A 19,617-nucleotide genomic window follows, 5' to 3' on the forward strand; every position below is an offset into this window, starting at 1 on the left:
GAGCCCCGACATTCATCTGCTGAGCAAGCCCTATAACCCCGAAACCCAGACGCATCGGGTGCGCCGCGTGCTTGCCGCGCCACAAGGTTGACCATGACTTCATCGCGCAACATCCCTCAGATCACCACCCAACACCTTGGGTTCGTCCGGGTTCGCGGCGCTCGCGAACATAACCTGCGTAACGTCGATGTGGATATCCCGCGGGATGCCCTGGTGGTGTTTACCGGCGTGTCGGGTTCCGGCAAGTCGTCCCTGGCTTTTTCCACGGTGTATGCCGAGGCCCAGCGGCGCTATTTCGAATCGGTGGCGCCCTATGCGCGACGCCTGATCGATCAGGTCGGCGTGCCCGATGTGGACTCCATCGAAGGCCTGCCGCCTGCCGTGGCCCTGCAACAACAGCGCGGCACGCCGAGTGCGCGTTCGTCGGTGGGCAGTGTCACGACGTTGTCCAGCCTGATCCGCATGCTCTATTCGCGCGCCGGCAGTTATCCGCCGGGGCAGGCGATGCTGTATGCCGAGGATTTTTCGCCGAACCTGCCCCAGGGTGCCTGCCCGCAATGCCACGGCCTGGGCCGCGTGTATGAGGTGACCGAGGCGCTGATGGTGCCCGATCCCTCGCTGACCATCCGCCAGCGTGCGGTCGCGTCCTGGCCCTTGGCGTGGCAAGGCCAGAACCTGCGCGACATCCTGGTGACCCTGGGCTATGACGTCGACATCCCGTGGCGTGATTTGCCGAAGAAGCAGCGCGACTGGATCCTGTTCACCGAAGAAACCCCGACCGTGCCGGTGTACGCCGGTTTCACCCCGGAGCAGACCCGCGAGGCGCTGAAACGCAAGCTGGAGCCGAGCTACCAGGGCACGTTCAGCGGCGCGCGGCGCTATATCCTGCACACCTTCAGCCACACCCAAAGTGCGCTGATGAAAAAGCGTGTCGCGCAGTTCATGCAGGGCAGCGCCTGCCCGTTGTGCGACGGCAAGCGGCTGACCCAGGCGGCGTTGTCGGTGAAGTTTGCCGGGGTGGACATCGGCGAACTCTCGCAACTGTCGCTGACCCAATTGGCCGAGCTGCTGCGGCCGGTGGCGGCGGGGCAGGACACGATGAAACTGTCGCTGGAAAAGCGCCTGGCTGCCCAGCGCATCGCCGAGGATCTGCTCGAGCGGGTCAGCACCCTGACCGAGCTGGGGCTGGGCTATCTGTCCCTGGAGCGCAGCACGCCGACCTTGTCGTCCGGCGAATTGCAGCGCTTGCGCCTGGCCACGCAATTGGGTTCGCAATTGTTCGGCGTGATCTATGTGCTGGATGAGCCGTCGGCGGGGCTGCACCCGGCGGATGGCGAAGCGCTGTTCACTGCGTTGGCGCGTTTGAAAGCCGCCGGCAATTCGTTGTTTGTGGTGGAGCACGACCTGGAAACCATGCGCCGCGCCGACTGGCTGATCGACGTCGGCCCGGCGGCCGGTGAACACGGCGGGCAAGTGCTGTACAGCGGACCGCCGGCGGGTTTGGCGCAGGTTGAAGCGTCGCAGACCCGTGAGTACCTGTTTGCCGAACGGCGCCCGGCCAATCCCCGGCGCCGCGAGCCGACCGGCTGGCTGAGCCTGGAGGGCGTGACACGTAATAATCTCAAGGATTTGAGTGTCGATTTCCCGCTGGGTTGCTTCACTGCGGTGACCGGTATTTCCGGCTCGGGCAAATCCAGCCTGGTCAGCCAGGCGCTGCTGGAGTTGGTGGGCAGCGGCCTCGGCCGCGTGCCCGAAAACGACGACGAGCCGAGCCTGGAAGATGACGCCCCGCCCACCAGCGGCGGGTGCATCAGCGCCGGGCTGGAACGGATTCACCGGCTGGTGCAGGTGGACCAGAAACCCATCGGCCGCACCCCGCGCTCCAACCTGGCGACCTACACCGGGCTGTTCGACAACGTGCGCAAACTGTTCGCCGCCACAGCGGCCGCGAAGCAGCGTGATTACGATGCGGGGCAGTTTTCTTTCAACGTCGCCAAGGGCCGCTGCGCGAATTGCGAGGGCGAAGGGTTCGTCAGCGTTGAGTTGCTGTTCATGCCCAGCGTGTATGCGCCGTGCCCGACCTGCCACGGGGCGCGCTACAACCCCGAGACCCTGGCGATCCAATGGCAAGGTTTGAACATTGCCCAAGTGCTCGGCTTGACCGTCGAGCAGGCGGTGGCGGTGTTCGCCGAGCAGCCGGGGGTGCTGCGGTCGTTGCTGGTGCTGCGCGACATCGGCCTGGGCTATCTGCGCCTCGGCCAACCGGCGACGGAACTGTCCGGGGGCGAAGCACAGCGCATCAAACTGGCCACCGAACTGCAACGCAATGCCCGGGGCGCCACCTTGTATGTGCTGGACGAGCCGACGACCGGCCTGCACCCACGGGATGTGGACCGCTTGCTCCGCCAGCTGAACCATCTGGTCGACGCCGGGCATACGGTGGTTGTGGTGGAGCATGAAATGCGCGTAGTGGCCCAGAGTGACTGGGTGATCGATATCGGGCCGGGCGCTGGGGACCTGGGCGGCAAGGTGGTTGCCAGCGGCACGCCGCGACAGGTGGCGAAGAGCAAGAAAAGCCGCACCGCGCCGTTTCTCGCTCGGGAGCTGGTCTGACCATCAATGGGGCGTACTTCAGTGGTTCGGGTACTCATGCAGTGACTGATGCACCGCTATCGGGGGCAAGCCCCCTCCCACATTGACCGCATTCCCTTGGTTGATCGGCGGGGTTAGTGGCATTTGCTCATGCTCGGGTGCCGGCGGTGAGCCCCACTCTCCCATGTGGGAGGGGGCTTGCCCCCGATAGCGGAGTGTCAGTCACCGTTGTGATCAATGTTCCTGCCGTTGGATCTGTTGCTTGGCCAGCTTCACCACATTCTCCACGGTAAACCCGAACTTCTCCTGCAACTTGGCCAGGGGCGCCGATGCGCCAAAGCTGTTCATCACCACTTTGGCGCCGGTCTGCCCGACATAGCGGTCCCAGCCCAAGGGGCCGGCCTGTTCCACCACCACCCGCGCGGTCACCGCTGGCGGCAGTACGCTGTCGCGGTAGGCGGTGGGCTGCTCTTCGAACAGCTCCCAGCTGGGCATCGAGACCACCTGCGCGGCAATGCCTTCGCCTTTGAGCTGTTCATACGCTGCCACCGCCAGGCTGACTTCGCTGCCGGTTGCCAGCAGGATGACCTCGGGGTGTGCGGCGCCGGCCAGCACATAGGCGCCCTGGGCGGCACCGGACGCGGCTGCGTACTGCGTGCGGTCCAGAGTCGGCAGCGGTTGGCGCGACAACACCATGCAGCTCGGCCGGTGAGTCTGGGCCAGGGCAACCTTCCACAGTTCCAGGGTTTCATTCGCGTCGCCGGGACGCAGGGTCAGCAACCCCGGCGTGGCGCGCAGTTGGCTCAGGTGTTCGATCGGCTGGTGCGTCGGGCCGTCTTCGCCGACGCCGATCGAGTCATGGGTAAACACGAACACCACCGGCAATTCCATGATTGCCGCGAGGCGGACCGGCGGCTTCATGTAGTCGCTGAACACCAGGAACGTCGAGGTGTACGGGCGCAGGTAGGACAGCGCCATGCCATTGGCGATCGCCCCCATGGCATGTTCACGGATGCCGAAGTGCAGGTTGCGCCCGCTGTAGTCATCGGCACTGAAACGTCCGGCGCCGTCGAAGGTCAGGTTGGTTTTGGTCGACGGCGACAAATCCGCCGAACCGCCCAGCAGCCAGGGAATCTGCCGGGCGAAGGCATTCAGCACCGCGCCGCCGGCGGCACGGCTGGCCACGCCCTTGGCGTCGGGGTCGAAGCTGGGCAGTTCAGCCTGCCATTGCTCGGGCATGTTGCCGGCGCGCATGCGTTGCAGTTCGTCGGCCAGTTGCGGGTCGAGGGACGCCAGGGTTTGCTGCCACTGTCGGTACAACGGCTCGGCGCGCGCGTGCAATGCATCACGCAACACCGTGCGCGCCTCCTCGGGCACCAGGAAGCTGGCGTCTTCCGGCCAGCCATACGCGGCCTTGGTCAGGCGGATCTCCGCCTCGCCCAGCGGCTCGCCATGGGCGGCGGCGGTGTTGTGTTTGTGCGGCGAGCCGTAGCCGATCACGCTGTCGACCACGATCAGGGTCGGCGCACCGGTATTGCGCTGGAAGGTCTGCAGCGCCGTGCTCAGAGCGTGCAGGTCGTTGGCATCGGTCACGTGCAAGGTGTGCCAGCCATAGGCCTGGAAGCGCTGGATCACGTCCTCGCTGAAGGCCAGTTCGGTGTGGCCTTCGATGCTGATGGTGTTGTTGTCATAGATCCAACACAGGTTGTCCAACCGCAAATGCCCGGCCAGGGAGGCGGCTTCGCTGCTGATGCCTTCCATCATGTCGCCGTCGCCGCACAGGGTGTAGACGTTGTAGTCGAACAGCACCTGGCCGTCGCGGTTGAAGCGCTCGCCCAACCAGCGCCCGGCCATGGCCATGCCGACGCTGTTGGCGCACCCCTGGCCGAGGGGGCCAGTGGTGGTTTCTACGCCGGTGGTCATGCGGTACTCGGGGTGGCCTGGGGTCTTGGAACCCATCTGCCGGAACTGCTGGATATCGTCCAGGCTGATCGCCGGCAGCCCCGAGCGCTGGCCCTGGGCATCGATCTCGACCACGCCGGCCAGGTGCAGCAACGAATACAGCAGCATCGATGCATGCCCCACCGACAACACAAAACGGTCGCGGTTGGGCCAGTCGGGATGCTCCGGGTGATAACGCAGGAAGCGACTCCACAACGTATACCCCACCGGCGCCAGGCCCATGGGCGTGCCGGGGTGGCCGGAATTGGCCTTCTGCACGGCATCCATGGCCAGGGTGCGCAGGGTGTTGATGCATTGGGTGTCGACAGCGGTGGCGGCGTGATTCATGAAACCGGTCTCCCTCGGGTGGCGATCTACAGTGGAGGGCAGGGCGCGGCAAAGGTTTGATTCCATCGCCGGTGTAGCGACGAACGGAACTGGTTTGCCCGCAAACATGACAAGACCCCCTGGAATGGGCTAGCTTCAAGGGCGTAATCATTGATCAACTTGCGGAGGTAGGCCATGCCAGTGAAACACGACCTGTATCAGGACTTGGGTTTGAGCAAGGACGAAGTCGATGGACACCGGGCGAAAAATCCGCGTCTGAACGCGCTGTTTGATAAATACAACGCCGTCGACGAATTGGTGGTGAGCGCTGAAAAGGCAGCCGGCAGCGATGAGGAGCTGAAGAAGTTAAAGGAAAAGCGCTTGTTGGTTAAAGATGAGATCAAGGATTTGCTGCAGTAAAGCGCGCGATCCATTCACCACGGAGGGAGCGCGTCAGTCGCTCCCTTGCACATTTTTTCAGATTTGGCTGAACGACATCCTTCCCTCCGATACTTATGATGCCCGCCGTCCACCCGGCTCTGGGGGTTATAGGGCGCGAGGATTGCGCTGCTGAGCCGGGCGGGCAGTTTGTTTCAGGCCAGTAGCGTGTGAGTGCATTCATCCATCGAGCGCTGTTGCGTCTCGGCATACAGCGCCAACTCATCAAGGGTCTTGCGCCCCAGCGCCTGTTCGAATTCGGCCTGGTTCGAATTGGCCGTGTAGTGACTTTGCGCGGCATCCCCCAGGTTCGACTGGAAAATCCCCGCGGCACTCACCGGCAGAAAATCCTCATACACCAGCGGTTCTACATCGACGTGACCGGCGGCGATCAGCGCGTCCAGCGTGCGCGGTTGGTCGGCTTGGCCGCGTGCCGCCAGGCCTTTGTCGGTGGCGAAGTAGCGGAAGTAGGCCAGGCCTTGTTCGCGCATTTGTGTGTGGTCGTCCGGGAAGGCCTGGAAGTGCTGTTCCATCAAGTGCATGTAATGCGCGGCGTTGGCTTCGTTGGGGAAGGCGCCGAGTGCGTCGCGGGCGGCATTCAGCAGTTGGTCGTACAGCGCGCGGCCTTTGGGTGTGAGGGCGACGCCGCGTTGTTCGATTTCGCCGAAACGTGCGCTGTGGCTGCCTTGGGCGTCGGTGAAGGCGATGGTTTCGTCGAGGGCCTTGAAGCTGGTCTGGCGCAGCAGGATCGGGCAGTGGCGGCGCGGCGGGCCTTCGATCACGGCTTTGGGGGTGATGCCTTTGCCGGGCATGGCGGCCTGGACCTGGTCGATATCCAGGGTGCGCGGGGTCAGGTGGTTGATGTGCGGGCCCTTGAAGGCCACCACGTCGGCGATCAGGCGATGCTGGTCGCTCAGTTGCCGGTACTGCGCGGCGGTGACGGTGGCGGTGTGGTGCCAGCGGAAGGTTTCCAGGGCCTGGCGGATGAATGCCTCGGCGTCGTCAGCGTTGAGGCCGCCATCGCGTTCCGCTTGTTCGATCAGGGCGAGGGCGCCGGGGGTGAAGATCGAACGCTTGGCCAGGGCGGCTTCGGCGAAGGCGCGCAGTTCGGGGTTCTCGATCAGTTCCAGGCGCAGCAACGAGGTGAACACGCGAAACGGGCTGGTTTGCAGCGCGCATTCATGCACGGCGCGAAATGCGGTGGAATGCACCGGCACGCCGGCCGGGGTCAGGTCGTAGTAGCCCACCGGTTGCATGCCCATCACCGCGAACAGGCGGCGGATGGTCGCCAGTTCGGCGGCGGTACCCAGGCGAATGGCGCCGTGGCGTTCCATGTCCAGGCGCTGGATTTCGCCGGTCCGTTGCAGTTGTTGCGCCAGGCTCGGGTCGGCGTCGAGCACGCGGCGGTTGATGTCGGCCACCAGCTCCATCAGCGCGCCGTACAGGGGCACTTCATCGCGGTACATGTCGGACATGGCCTTGGAAAAGCCTTTGCGGATGTCGTCGGGGCTGATAAACGCGGTGCTGGGCATAGAAAAATTCCTGGCTGCGGTAAGAGTAATGAATGCCGTTACCCCTGATTCTGTTGGGCGCCGCAGGCCCGCGCAAACGAAGATTCCTCTGGACTTCATTCTGCAAACGAATGAGTGGGGTAAAACCGTCTTCATGTGCATCCCGCCGGGAATGGGTTCTACACTGGCCTTACGCGATGGCTGAGGGAGGATTGGATGAGCGCCACTATTGTGCAAACCACTGAAGGCCAGCGCCTGGCCGCCGATTCCGCCGAGTGCTGGCGCGAGTGGGGCCCTTACCTGAGCGAACGCCAATGGGGCACGGTGCGCGAGGACTACAGCGCCGACGGCGATGCCTGGCGTTACTTCCCGCACGAACAGGCGCGCAGCCGCGCTTACCGCTGGGGCGAGGATGGCCTGGCCGGGTTCAGTGACAAGGCGCAACGCTGGTGCCTGGGCCTGGCGCTGTGGAACGAGCGTGACGCGATCATCAAGGAGCGCCTGTTCGGCCTGAACAACGCCGAGGGCAACCACGGTGAGGACGTCAAGGAACTGTACTTTTTCGTCGACGGTGTGCCGAGTCATGCCTACATGCGTATGCTCTACAAATATCCCCACGCGGCGTTTCCCTACGCCGACCTGATCGCCGAAAACGCCCAGCGCGGGCTGGCGGACGCCGAGTACGAAATCCTCGATACCGGCGTGTTCGAAGACAACCGGTATTGCGACGTCAGCGTCGAATACGCCAAGCACCAGCCCGACGATATCTTCATGCGCGTCAGCGTCCACAACCGCTCCGATCAGCCGACACGCCTGCAAGTGCTGCCGCAGGTGTGGGCGCGCAATGATTGGAGCTGGGCCGTCGGCGCGCCGAAACCGCAGTTGCGGCTGGACGGCGAGCGCGTGCTGGCGCGGCATCATGAATTGCCGGACCGCCACCTCAGCGCCTGGGGCCAGGACGGCGTCGAATGGCTGTTCTGCGAAAACGAAAGCAACGCCCCCAAGCTGGACGGGCAACCGGCGCCGGGGCCGTTCAAGGATGGGATCAACGATTACGTGGTGGCGGGGCAGGAAACCGCGATTCGCCGCGACAGCGGTACCAAGGCGGCCGCGCGTTTCATCCTGGAGTTGGCGGGCCTGGAGCGCAAAGTCGTGTATCTGCGTTTTTCGCCCAAGGACGCGCCCGAGGTCAATGCGCGCAAGCTGTTTGAACAGCGCCGCCAGGAAGCCGATGACTTCTACGCCGCGTTGCAACAGGGTATCGCCGATGCCGATGCGCGCAATGTGCAGCGCCAGGCCCTGGCCGGTTTGCTGTGGTCCAAGCAGCTCTATTACTTCGACGTGAACCAATGGCTCGACGGCGACCCGACCCAACCCGCGCCGCCGCCCGAACGCCTGCAACGGCGCAATAGCCATTGGCGGCACCTGTCCAACTTCGACATCCTCTCCATGCCCGACACCTGGGAATACCCGTGGTACGCCTCCTGGGACCAGGGCTTTCAGGCGGTGGCCATGGCGCTGATCGATCCGGGGTATGCCAAGCAACAACTGTTGCTGCTGGTGAAGGACCGCTTCATGCACCCCAACGGCCAGTTACCGGCCTATGAATGGCGCTTCGACGACGCCAACCCGCCGGTGCATGCCTGGGCCTGTTGGCGGGTGTATCAGCAGGACAAGGCGTTGACCGGCGTCGGCGACATGGATTTCCTGGAGCGGATCTTCCACAAGTTGCTGTTGAATTTCTCCTGGTGGGTCAACCGCAAGGATGCCGAAGGGCGCAACCTGTTTCAGGGTGGGTTCCTCGGCCTGGACAATATCGCCTTGTTCGACCGCTCGGCCGCACTGCCGCCGGGCTACCAACTGGATCAGGCCGACGGCACGGCGTGGGTGGCGGCGTATGCGCTGGACCTGATGCGTATCGCGCTGGAACTGGCCAAGCGCAATGTCGTGTACGTCGATATCGCGGTGAAGTTTTTCGAGCACTTCCTGTATATCGCTGGCGCGATCAACCGTGTCGACGACAGCGCCGAGGGCCTGTGGGACGAACAGGACCTGTTCTTCTATGACGTACTGCACCGTCCCGACGGTCAGAACGAACCGGTGCGCCTGCGTTCCATCGTCGGCCTGATGCCGCTGTTCGCCGTGCTGGTGCTGGAACAGCGCGAGCATGAGGGCCTCGAAGGCTTGCGTGAGCGGTTGTTGGGCTTCATGCACCACCGGCCGGACCTGGCCAAGCTGGTCTCGCGCTGGAACGAACCGGGGCAGGGCAATCGCCTGTTGCTGGCGTTATTGCGCGGCGAGCGCACCAAGGACTTGCTGCGGCGCATGCTGGATGACGATGAGTTTCTTTCGGCGTTTGGCGTGCGCTCAATGTCCAAGGCCTTTGCCGAGCAGCCCCTGGCGCTGAAGATGAACGGCGACACGTTGTGCGCGCGCTACCAACCCGGTGAATCCGATTCGCGTTTGTACGGCGGCAATTCCAACTGGCGCGGGCCGTTGTGGATGCCGGTGAATTACATGCTGATCGAATCGTTGCGCGAGTTTCATCGGTACTACGCGGATAACTTCTCGGTGGAGTACCCGACGGGCAGTGGTTATCTGTCGTCCCTGGAGGAAGTCGCCGACAGCCTCAGCCAGCGCCTGAGCCGATTGGTCCTCAGGGATGACAATGGCCTGCGTCCGTCGATGGCCGGGTATGCGCAGTTGGAGGCGGACCCGGCCAGCCGTGATCTGGTGTTGTTCCATGAGTATTTCCATGGGGAGACCGGGCGCGGGTTGGGGGCGTCACACCAGACGGGGTGGAGTGCGTTGGTGGCGTTGCTGTTGCATGTACCCTCCACGCCTTGAATCGGGCAAATTCGCCGCCCCGACTTTTACAGGGATGTAGATCATGGCGAACGCTGCCATCCCCCACCAGATTTGGAGCAGTTCAAGAAAGTCGACGCCGCTGATCGCCGGCCGAGAAACGACAAATCCCGCCATTGGCGGGATTTGTCGTTTCAATGCGTGCGTTACAGCCAGCGTTCTCAGGAAGGGAACAGATCGCTCAGCTTCATCGCCAGCATCATGTCGCCTTCGGTGCGCAGGTTGCCGCTCATGAAGGCCTGCATGCCGTCGGTGTCGCCGCTGACGATGCCTTCCAGTGTTTCGCCGTTCATGACCAGGGTCACCTGGGCGTCTGGGTTTTCGCCTTCCTGCAGTTCACAGGTGCCGTCTTTGACGATCAGCGAGAAGTGTTTGCTGTCATCGATACAGAAACCGAATACCAGGTCCAGGCCGGCAGCAGCGGCTGGGTTGAATTTGGCTTTCATTGCTTCTACGGCTTTAGCTACGTCAGTCATGGTTTCGATCCTTTAGGGTAGAGTCCAGCGACCTTGGGGTCACGGTTGGCCGCACTTCATCGGAAAGTGATGAGCTGCGGCGCCTTCAACAGTTGCAAGTGGGTATGACTGTTGAAGGAAGCCAGTGCCACCTCGCGACCGCGGAATTTCAGCTGGTTGAGCGAGGTGTTAACAATTTGCCAGTTCAGTTCGAAGGCCTGGGCGGCCGGCATCCGGGTAATCAGGTGGAGCAGGGCGGTAATAGTGCCGCCGGAGGTAAACACGGCGATCTTGTGCGTGTTGTCGGCCGCTTCCAGCAGACGCTGCAGGCCACCCTGGACGCGCTCGACAAACCCCAGCCAGCTTTCCAGCCCCGGCGTATCGTAAGTGCCGGCCACCCAGCGCTCGATGATCAGGGCGAAGATGCGCTGGAATTCGCTGCGGTTCTGCGCGGCGTTGCGCAGGATGTCCAGGGCGTCGGGTTCGCGGGTGAGCAGGTCGGGGAGCAGGGCGCGGATGATCGCGTCGGCGTCGAATTCGTTGAAGGCGCTGTCGACTTCCAGGGCTGGAACCGCCAGGCCGAGGGCGCTGTATTGATCGAACGCGGCCGTGGCGGTGTGCTGCTGGCGGCGCAGGTCGCCGGCGACGCAGCGGTCGAACGTCACGCCCATGTCTGCCAGGTGGCGACCGAGGATTTGCGCTTGTTCCACGCCGACGGGCGACAGGACGTCATAGTCGTCTGCACCGAAGGAGGCCTGGCCATGTCGAATCAGATAGATGCTGCCCACGTCCGTTTTCCCGGTACGTTGAAAGTCTGGCGAGGTTATGAGGATGCCTGCGAGCTGTCAATGAAAAAACATACGCTTGTTTTAAAAGCGTGTTAGAGCGCCTGCCTGCTGGCGGTTTGAGCACTGGCTCCCCGGCGGTCCCGTCGGTATGCTTGGGCGATCCGCGCCTGGCGCCGTGCATTGTTAAGGAGACACATGGATTTTTTGGCTGAATACGCGAGCTTTCTGGCGAAGACCGTCACCCTGGTGGTCGCGATTCTGGTGGTACTGATCAGCTTCGCGGCACTGCGCAGCAAAGGTCGTCGCAAATCGGCTGGCCAGTTGCAGGTCAGCAAGCTGAATGATTTCTACAAAGGCCTGCGCGAGCGCCTTGAATCGACCGTGCTCGACAAGGATCAGCTCAAGGCCCTGCGCAAGTCTGAAAGCAAAGCCGAAAAGAAGAACAGCAAAAAGAAACCCGAGGCCAAGCCACGGGTGTTCGTGCTCGACTTCGACGGCGACATCAAGGCCTCGGCCACCGAGAGCCTGCGTCATGAAATCACTGGCTTGCTGAGCCTGGCCACGCCCAAGGACGAAGTGGTGCTGCGCCTGGAAAGCGGCGGCGGCATGGTTCACAGCTACGGGTTGGCGTCGTCGCAACTGGCGCGGATTCGCCAGGCGGGCGTGCCGTTGACCGTGTGCATCGACAAGGTCGCGGCCAGCGGCGGCTACATGATGGCGTGCATTGGCGAGAAGATCATCAGCGCACCGTTCGCGATCCTCGGTTCCATCGGGGTGGTGGCGCAGTTGCCCAACGTCAACCGCCTGTTGAAAAAGCACGATATCGACTTTGAAGTGCTGACCGCTGGCGAATACAAACGCACCCTCACCGTGTTTGGCGAAAACACCGAGAAGGGCCGGGAGAAGTTCCAGGAAGACCTGGACATCACTCACCAGTTGTTCAAGAACTTCGTGTCGCGCTATCGCCCGCAGCTGGCGATCGACGAAGTGGCGACCGGGGAAGTGTGGCTGGGTGTTGCAGCCCTCGACAAGCAACTGGTCGACGAGCTGCAAACCAGCGACGAATACCTGGCCACCAAGGCCAAGACCGCCGAGGTATTCCACCTGCATTACTCTGAGCGCAAGAGCCTGCAAGAGCGCGTGGGCCTGGCGGCCAGCGGTTCGGTGGACCGCGTGCTGCTGACCTGGTGGAGCCGGTTGACCCAGCAGCGGTTCTGGTAAGCCTCTTTGGGGTATAGGTAATACCTGTGGGAGGGGGCTTGCCCCCTCCCACATTTAGTTCGGTGTGGGTATCGGCTTGCGCATCAGCCTCCCCACCACCAGCGCTCCGAGCAATCCCAATAACCCTGCCACCCACAACACCCCGCTGAACCCGTCCACAAACGCCTGCCGCGCCAGCGGTTGTACCATCACCCGTGCCGACTCAGGCACCAGGTTCAGCGCCGCCGGCATATCACCCGCCACCACCCGCGAAGCGATTCCCGCCACCTGCGCCTGCCATTGCGGGTCGATACTTGCGCGCAACAACTGTTCGCTGTGGCTGCTCAGCAGTGCCCCATATACGCCGATGGCCAACATGATCGCGCTGAAGCGCATGGTGGTGCTCATGCCCGAGGCCATCCCCGCACGCTCCCGTGGCACGCAGGCCATGATGTTTTTCTGCGTATCGCCGTTGAGCAAACCGGCACCGGCCCCGGTGACTGCAATCGCCAGGGCGAAGGGCAGGTAGCCGCCGACATTCAGCGCCCAGGCGCTCAACAGGTTGCCGCAGCCGACGAGGGTCAAACCGCTGGCCATCATGGTCGCCGGCGCCAAGCGTTGCGCCAGGCGTGCGCCGATCCGTGGGCCAATCAGCATTGTCAGCGCGAACGGCAGCATGCCCAGGCCCGAGGCAATCGCGGAAAAGCCCAGGCCGTTCTGCAGGTAAAACGGCAGCAACGTCATCATCACCTGGGCGCAGCCGGCGTAGGCGAACATGCCCAGCAGGGCGCCGATAAAGCGCGGGTGACGGAACAGTTGCAGGTCGACCATCGGCCGCTGCTGCAGCCGCTCGACCAGTACGAACACGCCCAGGAGCAACCCGCCACCGAGCAGGCGCGCGTAGGTCAGCGGGTTGTCCCAGCCGATGCGGTTGGCCTCGATCAACCCCCAGATCAAACACAGCAGGCTGGCGCTGAACGCCAGGCTGCCCCACGGGTCGAGCCGCGCAGCCAGGGTATCGCGGGACTCGGGGATGGCGTGCAGCACCAGCGCCATCAACCCCAGGCCCACCGGCAGGTTGAGGTAGAAAATCCAGCGCCAGCCCAGGTACTCGGTGATCAAGCCGCCGAGGGTCGGTGCGGCGGTCATTGCCACACCCATGCACGCGCCCCAGAACGCCCAGGCCTTGGCCCGCTCCACTTCGTCGTGGAAGGTGTGGCCAATGGAGGCGAGCGCCGAGGTGAGCAGCAGCGCAGCGCCGACGCCTTTGACGGCGCGCGCGATATCCAGCCACAGCGCGCTGGGCGCGGCGCCGCAGCCGAGGGAGGCGAGGATGAAAATACCCAGGCCCCAGGTCAGGCTCCTCTTGCGGCCGAAGCGGTCGGCGACGCTGCCGGCGGGCAACAACAGCGCGGCGAAGGCGAGCATATAGGCGCTGACCACCCACTCGATATCCGCGAAGTTGGCCCCCAGGTCGCGGGCGATACTCGGCAGGGTGACGGCGACGATATTGGTGTCGAGCACGATCAGCGAGCAGACGCCGGAAGCGGTCAGCAGTGTCAGGCGTGGACTGACCCGGCTCATGCTGTAATTACCCTACAGGCAATATGGAAAAGACAGTTGACGGACATCGCAAGGGCTCTCTACTGTTGAAGTACCTTGAGCTTATCCCCGCACGCTGCTGCCTTTGTTAGCCACGGCGAAGCACTTCATTACCTTTGAGCTAATCCTCGTATGGACATCCGCCATTTTCGCTACTTCCTGGCCGTGGCCCGACAGCGCAACTTCACTCGCGCCGCCGAGCAGTTGGGCATCGCCCCGCCGACCTTGAGCCGGCAGATCCAGGACATGGAAACCAGCCTGGGCACGCGCTTGTTTATCCGTCAGCAGCGCGAAGTCAGCCTGACCGAAGCCGGCGCCGCGCTGCTGGTCGAGGCTGAAGCCACCGTGCGTCAATTCGAATTTGCCCAGCGCAGTGCCCAGCGTGCCGGGCGTGGCGAGACCGGCCACATCGAATTGGGCTACGTGGCTTCGGCGGTGTATTCCGGGTTGTTGCAGCGACAAATGCACGGGTTCAGCCAGGCGTTTCCCGACGTCAGCGTGAACGTGCGCGAATGTGCGATGGCGACCTTGCCCGGCGCGGTGGCGGATGGGCGCTACGACATAGGCTACATCCGTTCGCCGATGACGTTGCCCGACGGCGTGGAGGCGGTACGCCTGCACCGCGAAGGTTTCGTGTTGGCGCTGCCCCAGGATTCCTGGTTACTGGGCTTGAAGGGCATCGGTTGCGAGCATCTGCAAAACGAGACGTTTATCCTGCCGGAGCAGATCAGCGGCACGTTGCACGTCGCCGCCCAAGGCGGTTATGCGCCGCGCCTGGGGCCGCAGCCGGGCGGGTTGGTCGCGGTGGTGGCATTGGTGTCGTTGGGGCAGGGCGTGGCCGTGGTGCCGGCGTCGGTGGTCGGGCATGTGAGTCTGCCGGGCGTGGTCTATCGCAGTATCCAGGGCAGTGAGGCGGCGTCGTGGCTGTCGTTGATTCACCGGCGCTTCGAGCAAGCGCCGGCGGTGGTGCGGTATATCCAGCAGGTCAAGCAAGCGCCAGCCTGAAGCGTTACACCAGCCGCGGCTGCACGGAATCGGCCAGGCGGGTGAGGATCAGGCAGCACGACACCGCGCCGGCATCCAGCACGCCCAGTGAGCGTTCGCCCAGGCGGCTGGCGCGGCCGATCTTGGCCACCAAGTCCTTGGTCGAGTCGCGCCCCTGTGAGGCGGCGGTTTTCATCGCGTCGAGCGCATCGCCGAAGGACGCCCTCTGTGCGTGGGCCCGCTCGAACGCTTCGACCGCCGGGATCAAGGTGTCCATCAGGCACTTGTCACCCACGCCGGCCTCGGTGATGTCCTGCAACGAGGTCAGGCCGCCGCGCAGCAGGTGGGCGAAGGTGGCCGCGTCGATGTCTTCGCAGCCGCGCACTTCATCGGCCATGCCGATAAACAGGCTGCCGTACAACGGCCCCATGGAGCCGCCGATGCCTTCCATCAGGCTCAGGGTCAGTTCGTCCAGGGCTTCGGCCAGGCTCAGTTGGCGGCCTTCGATCGCACGCCCGCAATGGGCGAAGCCCTTGGCCATGTTGATGCCGTGGTCGCCGTCGCCAATCGCACCGTCGATTTCGCTGAGGTACTCACGGTTGGCCACGATCACGCTGACCAGGTCGGCGACGATGGCGCTGCCGTCGCGGGTGGAAAAATGCTCGCTCATGGTTCACTCCGCCTGGGTCATGCCGATGGAACGGCAGGGTTGGTCGATCAGGGTTTTCAGCTCGGCATCAAGGCCGAGCAGGGTCAGGGTCACGCCCATCATTTCCAGGGACGTGAAGTAGTTGCCCACGTAGCAACGGTGGATTTTCAAACCCTTGGCGGTGAGTTGGCGTTCCACCTCGGCGTAGAAAATATACAGCTCCATCACCGGCGTGGCGCCGAGGCCGGAGACCAGCACCACCACGCTGTCGTCCTGGCTGAAGTCGCGGTCGGCGAGGATCGACGCGAGCATGCGCTCGGCCATGGCGGCGGCGGGTTCGATCGGGATGACTTCGATGCCCGGTTCGCCGTGATGGCCGATGCCCAGTTCCATCTGGCCGTCCGCAATCTCGAAGTTCGGCTTGCCCACGGCGGCAATGGTGCAGGGGGTGAGGCCGATGCCGATCGAGCGGCAGTGGTCGACGGCTTTCTGGGCGACGCGGATCACACCGTCCAGGTCGTAGTGCTGGGCAGCGGCGGCACCGCCGATCTTCCACATGAAGATTTCCCCGGCCACGCCGCGCCGCTTGGCGATCTCGGCCTTGGGCGCGGACGCCACGTCGTCGTTGGCGACCACGGTGCGGATACGCATGTCTTTGCTGGCGGCCATTTTCATTGCCAGCTTCACGTTCATGTTGTCGCCGGCATAGTTGCCGTACAGGCAGGCCACGCCGGCGCCGTGGTCGGCGGCGCGGAACGCATCGAAGAAGCTCTTGGCGGTGGGCGAGGAAAAGATCTCGCCGACGGCCACGGCGTCGACCAGGCCGGGGCCGACGTAGCCGAGGAAGGCCGGCTCATGGCCCGAACCGCCGCCGGTGACGATGCCGACGCAGCCTTGGCCCGACGGTTTGGCTTTGACGATGACCCGTGGATTGGTTTCGTACTGGCGCAATTGCGGATGCGCGACCAGGATGCCGCGCAGCATGTCCTCGACCACGTGGTCCGGATCGTTGATGACTCGATTCATAACGCGGGTTCCTGTGTTCTTGTTTTATGGGTTCACAGCTGTTCAGTGTGGGAGGGGGCTTGCTCCCGATGGCGGCGTGACAGTGAGCTCATCAATTACTGAGCCACCGCTATCGGGGGCAAGCCCCCTCCCACATTGGGATGCGTGGTGTGTTTAGGGTTCGAGGACGACCTTGAGTGATTTGTCGCCTCGTTCCATCACCGCAAACGCTTCCTTGAAGTCCGCCAGGGCGAACTTGTGGGTCACCACGTCACGCATGTCGATCTTGCGGTTGCCGATAAAGTCGATGGCGCGCGGGTACATGTACGGCCCCAGGTGCGAGCCGAGGATGTCCAGTTCCTTGCGGTCGCCGATGATCGACCAATCCACCGTAGCCTCGTCGTTGAACACGCTGAACTCAACGAAACGCCCGAGTTTGCGCAGCATCGCCAGGCCCTGGTTGACGGCCTTGTGATGACCGGTGGCTTCGATATAGATGTCGCAGCCGTAGCCGTCGGTGATTGCGCGGATCTTCGCCAGCACGTCCACCTCGGCCGGGTTCCACACTTCGTCGGCGCCCATGCGCAGGGCGAGGGCGGCGCGTTCGGGTTTCATGTCGAGCACGATCAGTTTTTTCGGATTGCGCATGCGTACCGCGCCGATGATCCCCAGGCCCAGCGTACCGGCGCCGGCGACCACCACCACGTCGTCGAAATCCACATTGGCGCGCTCCGCCGCGTGCAGCGAGCAGGCCAGCGGTTCGATCAGGATCGCCTCGTCCGGCGCAATCGAGTCCGGCACTTTATGGATGATGCCTTCCTTGGTGAAGATCATGTACTGCGCCATGGCGCCCTGCACATTGTTCTGGAAGCCATACAGGTCGTGTTTCTGGCACATCCAGTACTGGCCGTGGTTGCAGAAGCGGCAACCCCAGCACGGCACGATCTGTTCCGAGATCACCCGGTCGCCGACCTTCACCCCACGCTTTTCCGCGCCGGGGCCGAGGGCCACCACGCGGCAGACGAATTCGTGGCCGGGGATCATCGGCGGCTTGACGTAGCGCGGTTGCTCGGCGTCGCCCCAGAACGACGGGGCGCCGCGATAGGTCTTGATGTCGCCCATGCAAATGCCGCACAGCTCGACCTTGGTGAGGATTTCATCGGGGCCGGGGGTGGGCACGTCGACGGTTTCCAGGCGGTAGTCTTCCGGGCCATGGCAGACCACGGCCTGCATGGTTTTCGGGATGATCGGGGTGAGTTGCTCGGGCGTGCGTTCGGTAACGGTGGACATGACAAAACCTCACGACAAATAGATGAATTATTGAATGCTGTAGCCGCCGTCGATCACCATGTTGGCGCCGGTGATCATTTGCGCCGCGTCGCTGAGTAGGTACAGCGCCAGCCCGGCGATTTCTTCCGGCTGGGCAAAGCGGCCCGCCGGGATCTGCAATTTGGCCCGTTCGCCGACTTCGCCGGCCCAGGCCTGTTTGCCCAGCGCGGTCTCGACGATGGTGGGGGAGATGGCGTTGACGTTGATCTGTGGCGCCCATTCCATGGCCAATACCTTGGTCATGCCGACGATGGCCGCTTTGCTCGCGCAATACGCGACATGCCGGTCCAGGCCGATCACCGCGGCCTGGGAGGCCAGGTTGACGATGCGCCCGCCGCCCTGGGCGAGCATGTGCCGGGCGCAGGCCTGGGCGACGAAGAAGCTGGCCTTGAGGTTGATGTCGAGGGTGGTGTCCCAGGCGCTTTCGCTGACGTCGATGGCCTTGTCCAGCAAGGCCACGCCGGCGCTGTTGATCAGGTAATCGAGGCGTTGGAAGTGGGCGAAAACCCGGTCGACGCTGTGTTGCACCTGGTCGATCTGGCTGAGATCGACGGCAATGCCCAGATGCTCGGCGCCGAGGCCGGCGGCCACGGCCACCACCGCCGGGTCGCGGTCCAGCAGCGCCACCCGCGCGCCGCGTTCGACCAGCAGGCTGGCGCAGGCCAGGCCGATGCCGGCGGCACCGCCGGTGATCACCGCGCAACGGCCGGTGAGGTCGAAGGCTTGGTTCCAGAATCCAGACATGAATGACTCCTCTTTAAATAACACTGGAGATTCAATGTGGGAGGGGGCTTGCCCCCGATGGCGGAGTGTCAGATCACCTGATCTATCACTGGTGCACCGCTATCGGGGGCAAGCCCCCTCCCACACTTGAGTGTGTTTCAAGCCAGTAGTTACTTGCCGCCGCTGACTTGTTGGTACAGCGCGTCGGCATTGGCGTTGGTCACCGGCACCCACGGCAGGATGTAGGTCTTGGCGGTGCCGTCGGCCCATTTCACGTCCTTGGCATAACGTTCCCAGATCACCGATTGCGGTTTGTAGTCCTTGCCGGCGAGGGCGCGCAATGCCACGTCCAATGCGCCTTGGGACTGGGCCTGGGCGTCCTGGAGGAAGGTGGTGACTTCGTCTTTCTTCGCCGCCTGGATCGCATCCGGCATGCCGTCGATCGAGGTGACGGGCACGTCCTTGGAGGTCAGTCCGTGGGACTTCAGGGCCTGCACGGCGCCCAGGGCCATGTCGTCGTTCTGCGCGATCACGCCGTTGATGCCTTTGGGGTGGGCGTTGAGCCAGTCTTCAGTCAGCGCCAGGGCCTGGGCGCGGTCCCAGTTGGCGGTTTTTTTCTCGATGATCTTGATGCCGGGGTGCTTGCCCAGCACTTCCAGCTCGCCTTTTTCCCGGTCGATCTGCGCCGACTGGCCAATCGGGCCCTGGATGATCACCACGTTACCCTTGCCGTTGAGCTTGTCGACCATGGCCTGGGCCTGCAGGCGGCCGCCTTCGACGTCGTCGTTGCCTACATATGGCACGGCGGCGTCGGCCACTTTGGTGTTGGAGGCGATCACCACCACGTCGTTGCTCATGGCCTGCTTCACGCTGCCGACGCCGGCCTTGGTGTCGATGGGCACGAACAGGATCGCGTCGTAGTGTTGGGTCACCATGTTTTCGATCTGGTTGTTCTGCGTCAGGGCGTCGTAATTGCCGTCGAACACGGTCAATTGCACGGTGCCGTCCTTGACCGCCGGGTGTTCCTTGAGCTCGCGGACCCAGTTCTGCATGAACTGGCCCTTGAGGCCGTAGACGGCTGCGCCGACCTTGTAGGTCTTGCCGTCGGCGGCCACGGCGATACTGCTGGCGAGCAGGGAGAGGGCCGCCACGGCGGCCAAGGTGGTACCAAGTTTCATGAGGGGAACTCCGTTATTGTTGTAGTTGGG

General features: G+C 63.6%; 15 protein-coding genes. 5 read left to right on the top strand and 10 right to left on the bottom strand.

The window, feature by feature from the left end; all coding sequences use genetic code 11:
- Nucleotides 1–93 precede the first annotated feature (93 nt).
- Nucleotides 94–2,613 carry an excinuclease ABC subunit UvrA gene (locus C5F70_RS07315; protein WP_104903010.1) on the top strand — a complete coding sequence of 840 codons (2,520 nt, stop codon included), beginning with the start codon at nucleotides 94–96 and terminating at the stop codon, nucleotides 2,611–2,613.
- A 213-nt stretch (nucleotides 2,614–2,826) separates the two neighbouring features.
- On the opposite strand, the gene tkt is transcribed toward C5F70_RS07315, so the two are convergent.
- On the bottom strand, nucleotides 2,827–4,881 hold the full coding sequence (tkt, locus tag C5F70_RS07320; protein ID WP_104903011.1) for a transketolase: 2,055 nt from the start codon (nucleotides 4,879–4,881) through the stop codon (nucleotides 2,827–2,829).
- A gap of 174 nt (nucleotides 4,882–5,055) precedes the next feature.
- Here tkt and C5F70_RS07325 point away from each other — a divergent pair, with 174 nt between their 5' ends.
- Complete coding sequence (locus tag C5F70_RS07325; RefSeq protein WP_104903012.1) at nucleotides 5,056–5,280, top strand: DUF465 domain-containing protein; 225 nt, start codon at nucleotides 5,056–5,058, stop codon at nucleotides 5,278–5,280.
- A gap of 173 nt (nucleotides 5,281–5,453) precedes the next feature.
- Here the strand turns inward: C5F70_RS07325 and C5F70_RS07330 are convergent, their stop codons facing one another.
- Nucleotides 5,454–6,830, bottom strand: coding sequence for a VOC family protein (locus tag C5F70_RS07330; protein ID WP_104903013.1), 1,377 nt, complete (start codon nucleotides 6,828–6,830; stop codon nucleotides 5,454–5,456).
- A 195-nt stretch (nucleotides 6,831–7,025) separates the two neighbouring features.
- Between C5F70_RS07330 and C5F70_RS07335 the strand changes: the two genes are divergently transcribed.
- Nucleotides 7,026–9,656, top strand: a complete 2,631-nt coding sequence (locus tag C5F70_RS07335; protein ID WP_104903014.1) for a glucosidase — start codon at nucleotides 7,026–7,028, stop codon at nucleotides 9,654–9,656.
- Between the two features lie 179 nt (nucleotides 9,657–9,835).
- Here the strand turns inward: C5F70_RS07335 and C5F70_RS07340 are convergent, their stop codons facing one another.
- Both C5F70_RS07340 and C5F70_RS07345 read right to left on the bottom strand, forming a co-directional pair.
- Nucleotides 9,836–10,150, bottom strand: a complete 315-nt coding sequence (locus tag C5F70_RS07340; RefSeq protein WP_046487128.1) for an SCP2 sterol-binding domain-containing protein — start codon at nucleotides 10,148–10,150, stop codon at nucleotides 9,836–9,838.
- 56 nt (nucleotides 10,151–10,206) lie between these two features.
- Entirely contained in the window at nucleotides 10,207–10,917 is a 711-nt protein-coding gene (locus C5F70_RS07345) for a histidine phosphatase family protein (protein ID WP_017846668.1), read from the bottom strand.
- Between the two features lie 195 nt (nucleotides 10,918–11,112).
- Here C5F70_RS07345 and sohB point away from each other — a divergent pair, with 195 nt between their 5' ends.
- On the top strand, nucleotides 11,113–12,138 hold the full coding sequence (sohB, locus tag C5F70_RS07350) for a protease SohB (RefSeq protein WP_046383102.1): 1,026 nt from the start codon (nucleotides 11,113–11,115) through the stop codon (nucleotides 12,136–12,138).
- Nucleotides 12,139–12,192: 54 nt separating this feature from the next.
- Here the strand turns inward: sohB and C5F70_RS07355 are convergent, their stop codons facing one another.
- Nucleotides 12,193–13,701 (bottom strand): MFS transporter, encoded by a 1,509-nt coding sequence (locus C5F70_RS07355; RefSeq protein ID WP_104903015.1) that lies wholly within the window; start codon nucleotides 13,699–13,701, stop codon nucleotides 12,193–12,195.
- A 150-nt stretch (nucleotides 13,702–13,851) separates the two neighbouring features.
- On the opposite strand from C5F70_RS07355, the gene C5F70_RS07360 reads away from it, so the two are divergent.
- The gene (locus tag C5F70_RS07360) at nucleotides 13,852–14,724 is read left to right on the top strand and encodes a LysR family transcriptional regulator (RefSeq protein WP_104903016.1); all 873 of its coding nucleotides are present in this window, start codon (nucleotides 13,852–13,854) and stop codon (nucleotides 14,722–14,724) included.
- A gap of 4 nt (nucleotides 14,725–14,728) precedes the next feature.
- Here the strand turns inward: C5F70_RS07360 and dhaL are convergent, their stop codons facing one another.
- The 5 genes from dhaL to C5F70_RS07385 all read right to left on the bottom strand — a co-directional run bounded on the left by dhaL (nucleotide 14,729) and on the right by C5F70_RS07385 (nucleotide 19,587).
- Nucleotides 14,729–15,373, bottom strand: coding sequence for a dihydroxyacetone kinase subunit DhaL (dhaL, locus tag C5F70_RS07365; RefSeq protein WP_104903017.1), 645 nt, complete (start codon nucleotides 15,371–15,373; stop codon nucleotides 14,729–14,731).
- A 3-nt stretch (nucleotides 15,374–15,376) separates the two neighbouring features.
- On the bottom strand, nucleotides 15,377–16,378 hold the full coding sequence (locus C5F70_RS07370) for a dihydroxyacetone kinase subunit DhaK (RefSeq protein ID WP_104903018.1): 1,002 nt from the start codon (nucleotides 16,376–16,378) through the stop codon (nucleotides 15,377–15,379).
- Nucleotides 16,379–16,531: 153 nt separating this feature from the next.
- Nucleotides 16,532–17,647 carry an alcohol dehydrogenase catalytic domain-containing protein gene (locus C5F70_RS07375; protein ID WP_046383106.1) on the bottom strand — a complete coding sequence of 372 codons (1,116 nt, stop codon included), beginning with the start codon at nucleotides 17,645–17,647 and terminating at the stop codon, nucleotides 16,532–16,534.
- Nucleotides 17,648–17,674: 27 nt separating this feature from the next.
- On the bottom strand, nucleotides 17,675–18,430 hold the full coding sequence (locus C5F70_RS07380) for an SDR family oxidoreductase (protein WP_046383107.1): 756 nt from the start codon (nucleotides 18,428–18,430) through the stop codon (nucleotides 17,675–17,677).
- Between the two features lie 149 nt (nucleotides 18,431–18,579).
- Complete coding sequence (locus tag C5F70_RS07385; protein ID WP_017846660.1) at nucleotides 18,580–19,587, bottom strand: substrate-binding domain-containing protein; 1,008 nt, start codon at nucleotides 19,585–19,587, stop codon at nucleotides 18,580–18,582.
- Nucleotides 19,588–19,617 lie beyond the last annotated feature (30 nt).

It is taken from the genome of Pseudomonas sp. LH1G9 (assembly GCF_002949975.1).
Classification (GTDB): Bacteria; Pseudomonadota; Gammaproteobacteria; order Pseudomonadales; family Pseudomonadaceae; genus Aquipseudomonas; species Aquipseudomonas veronii.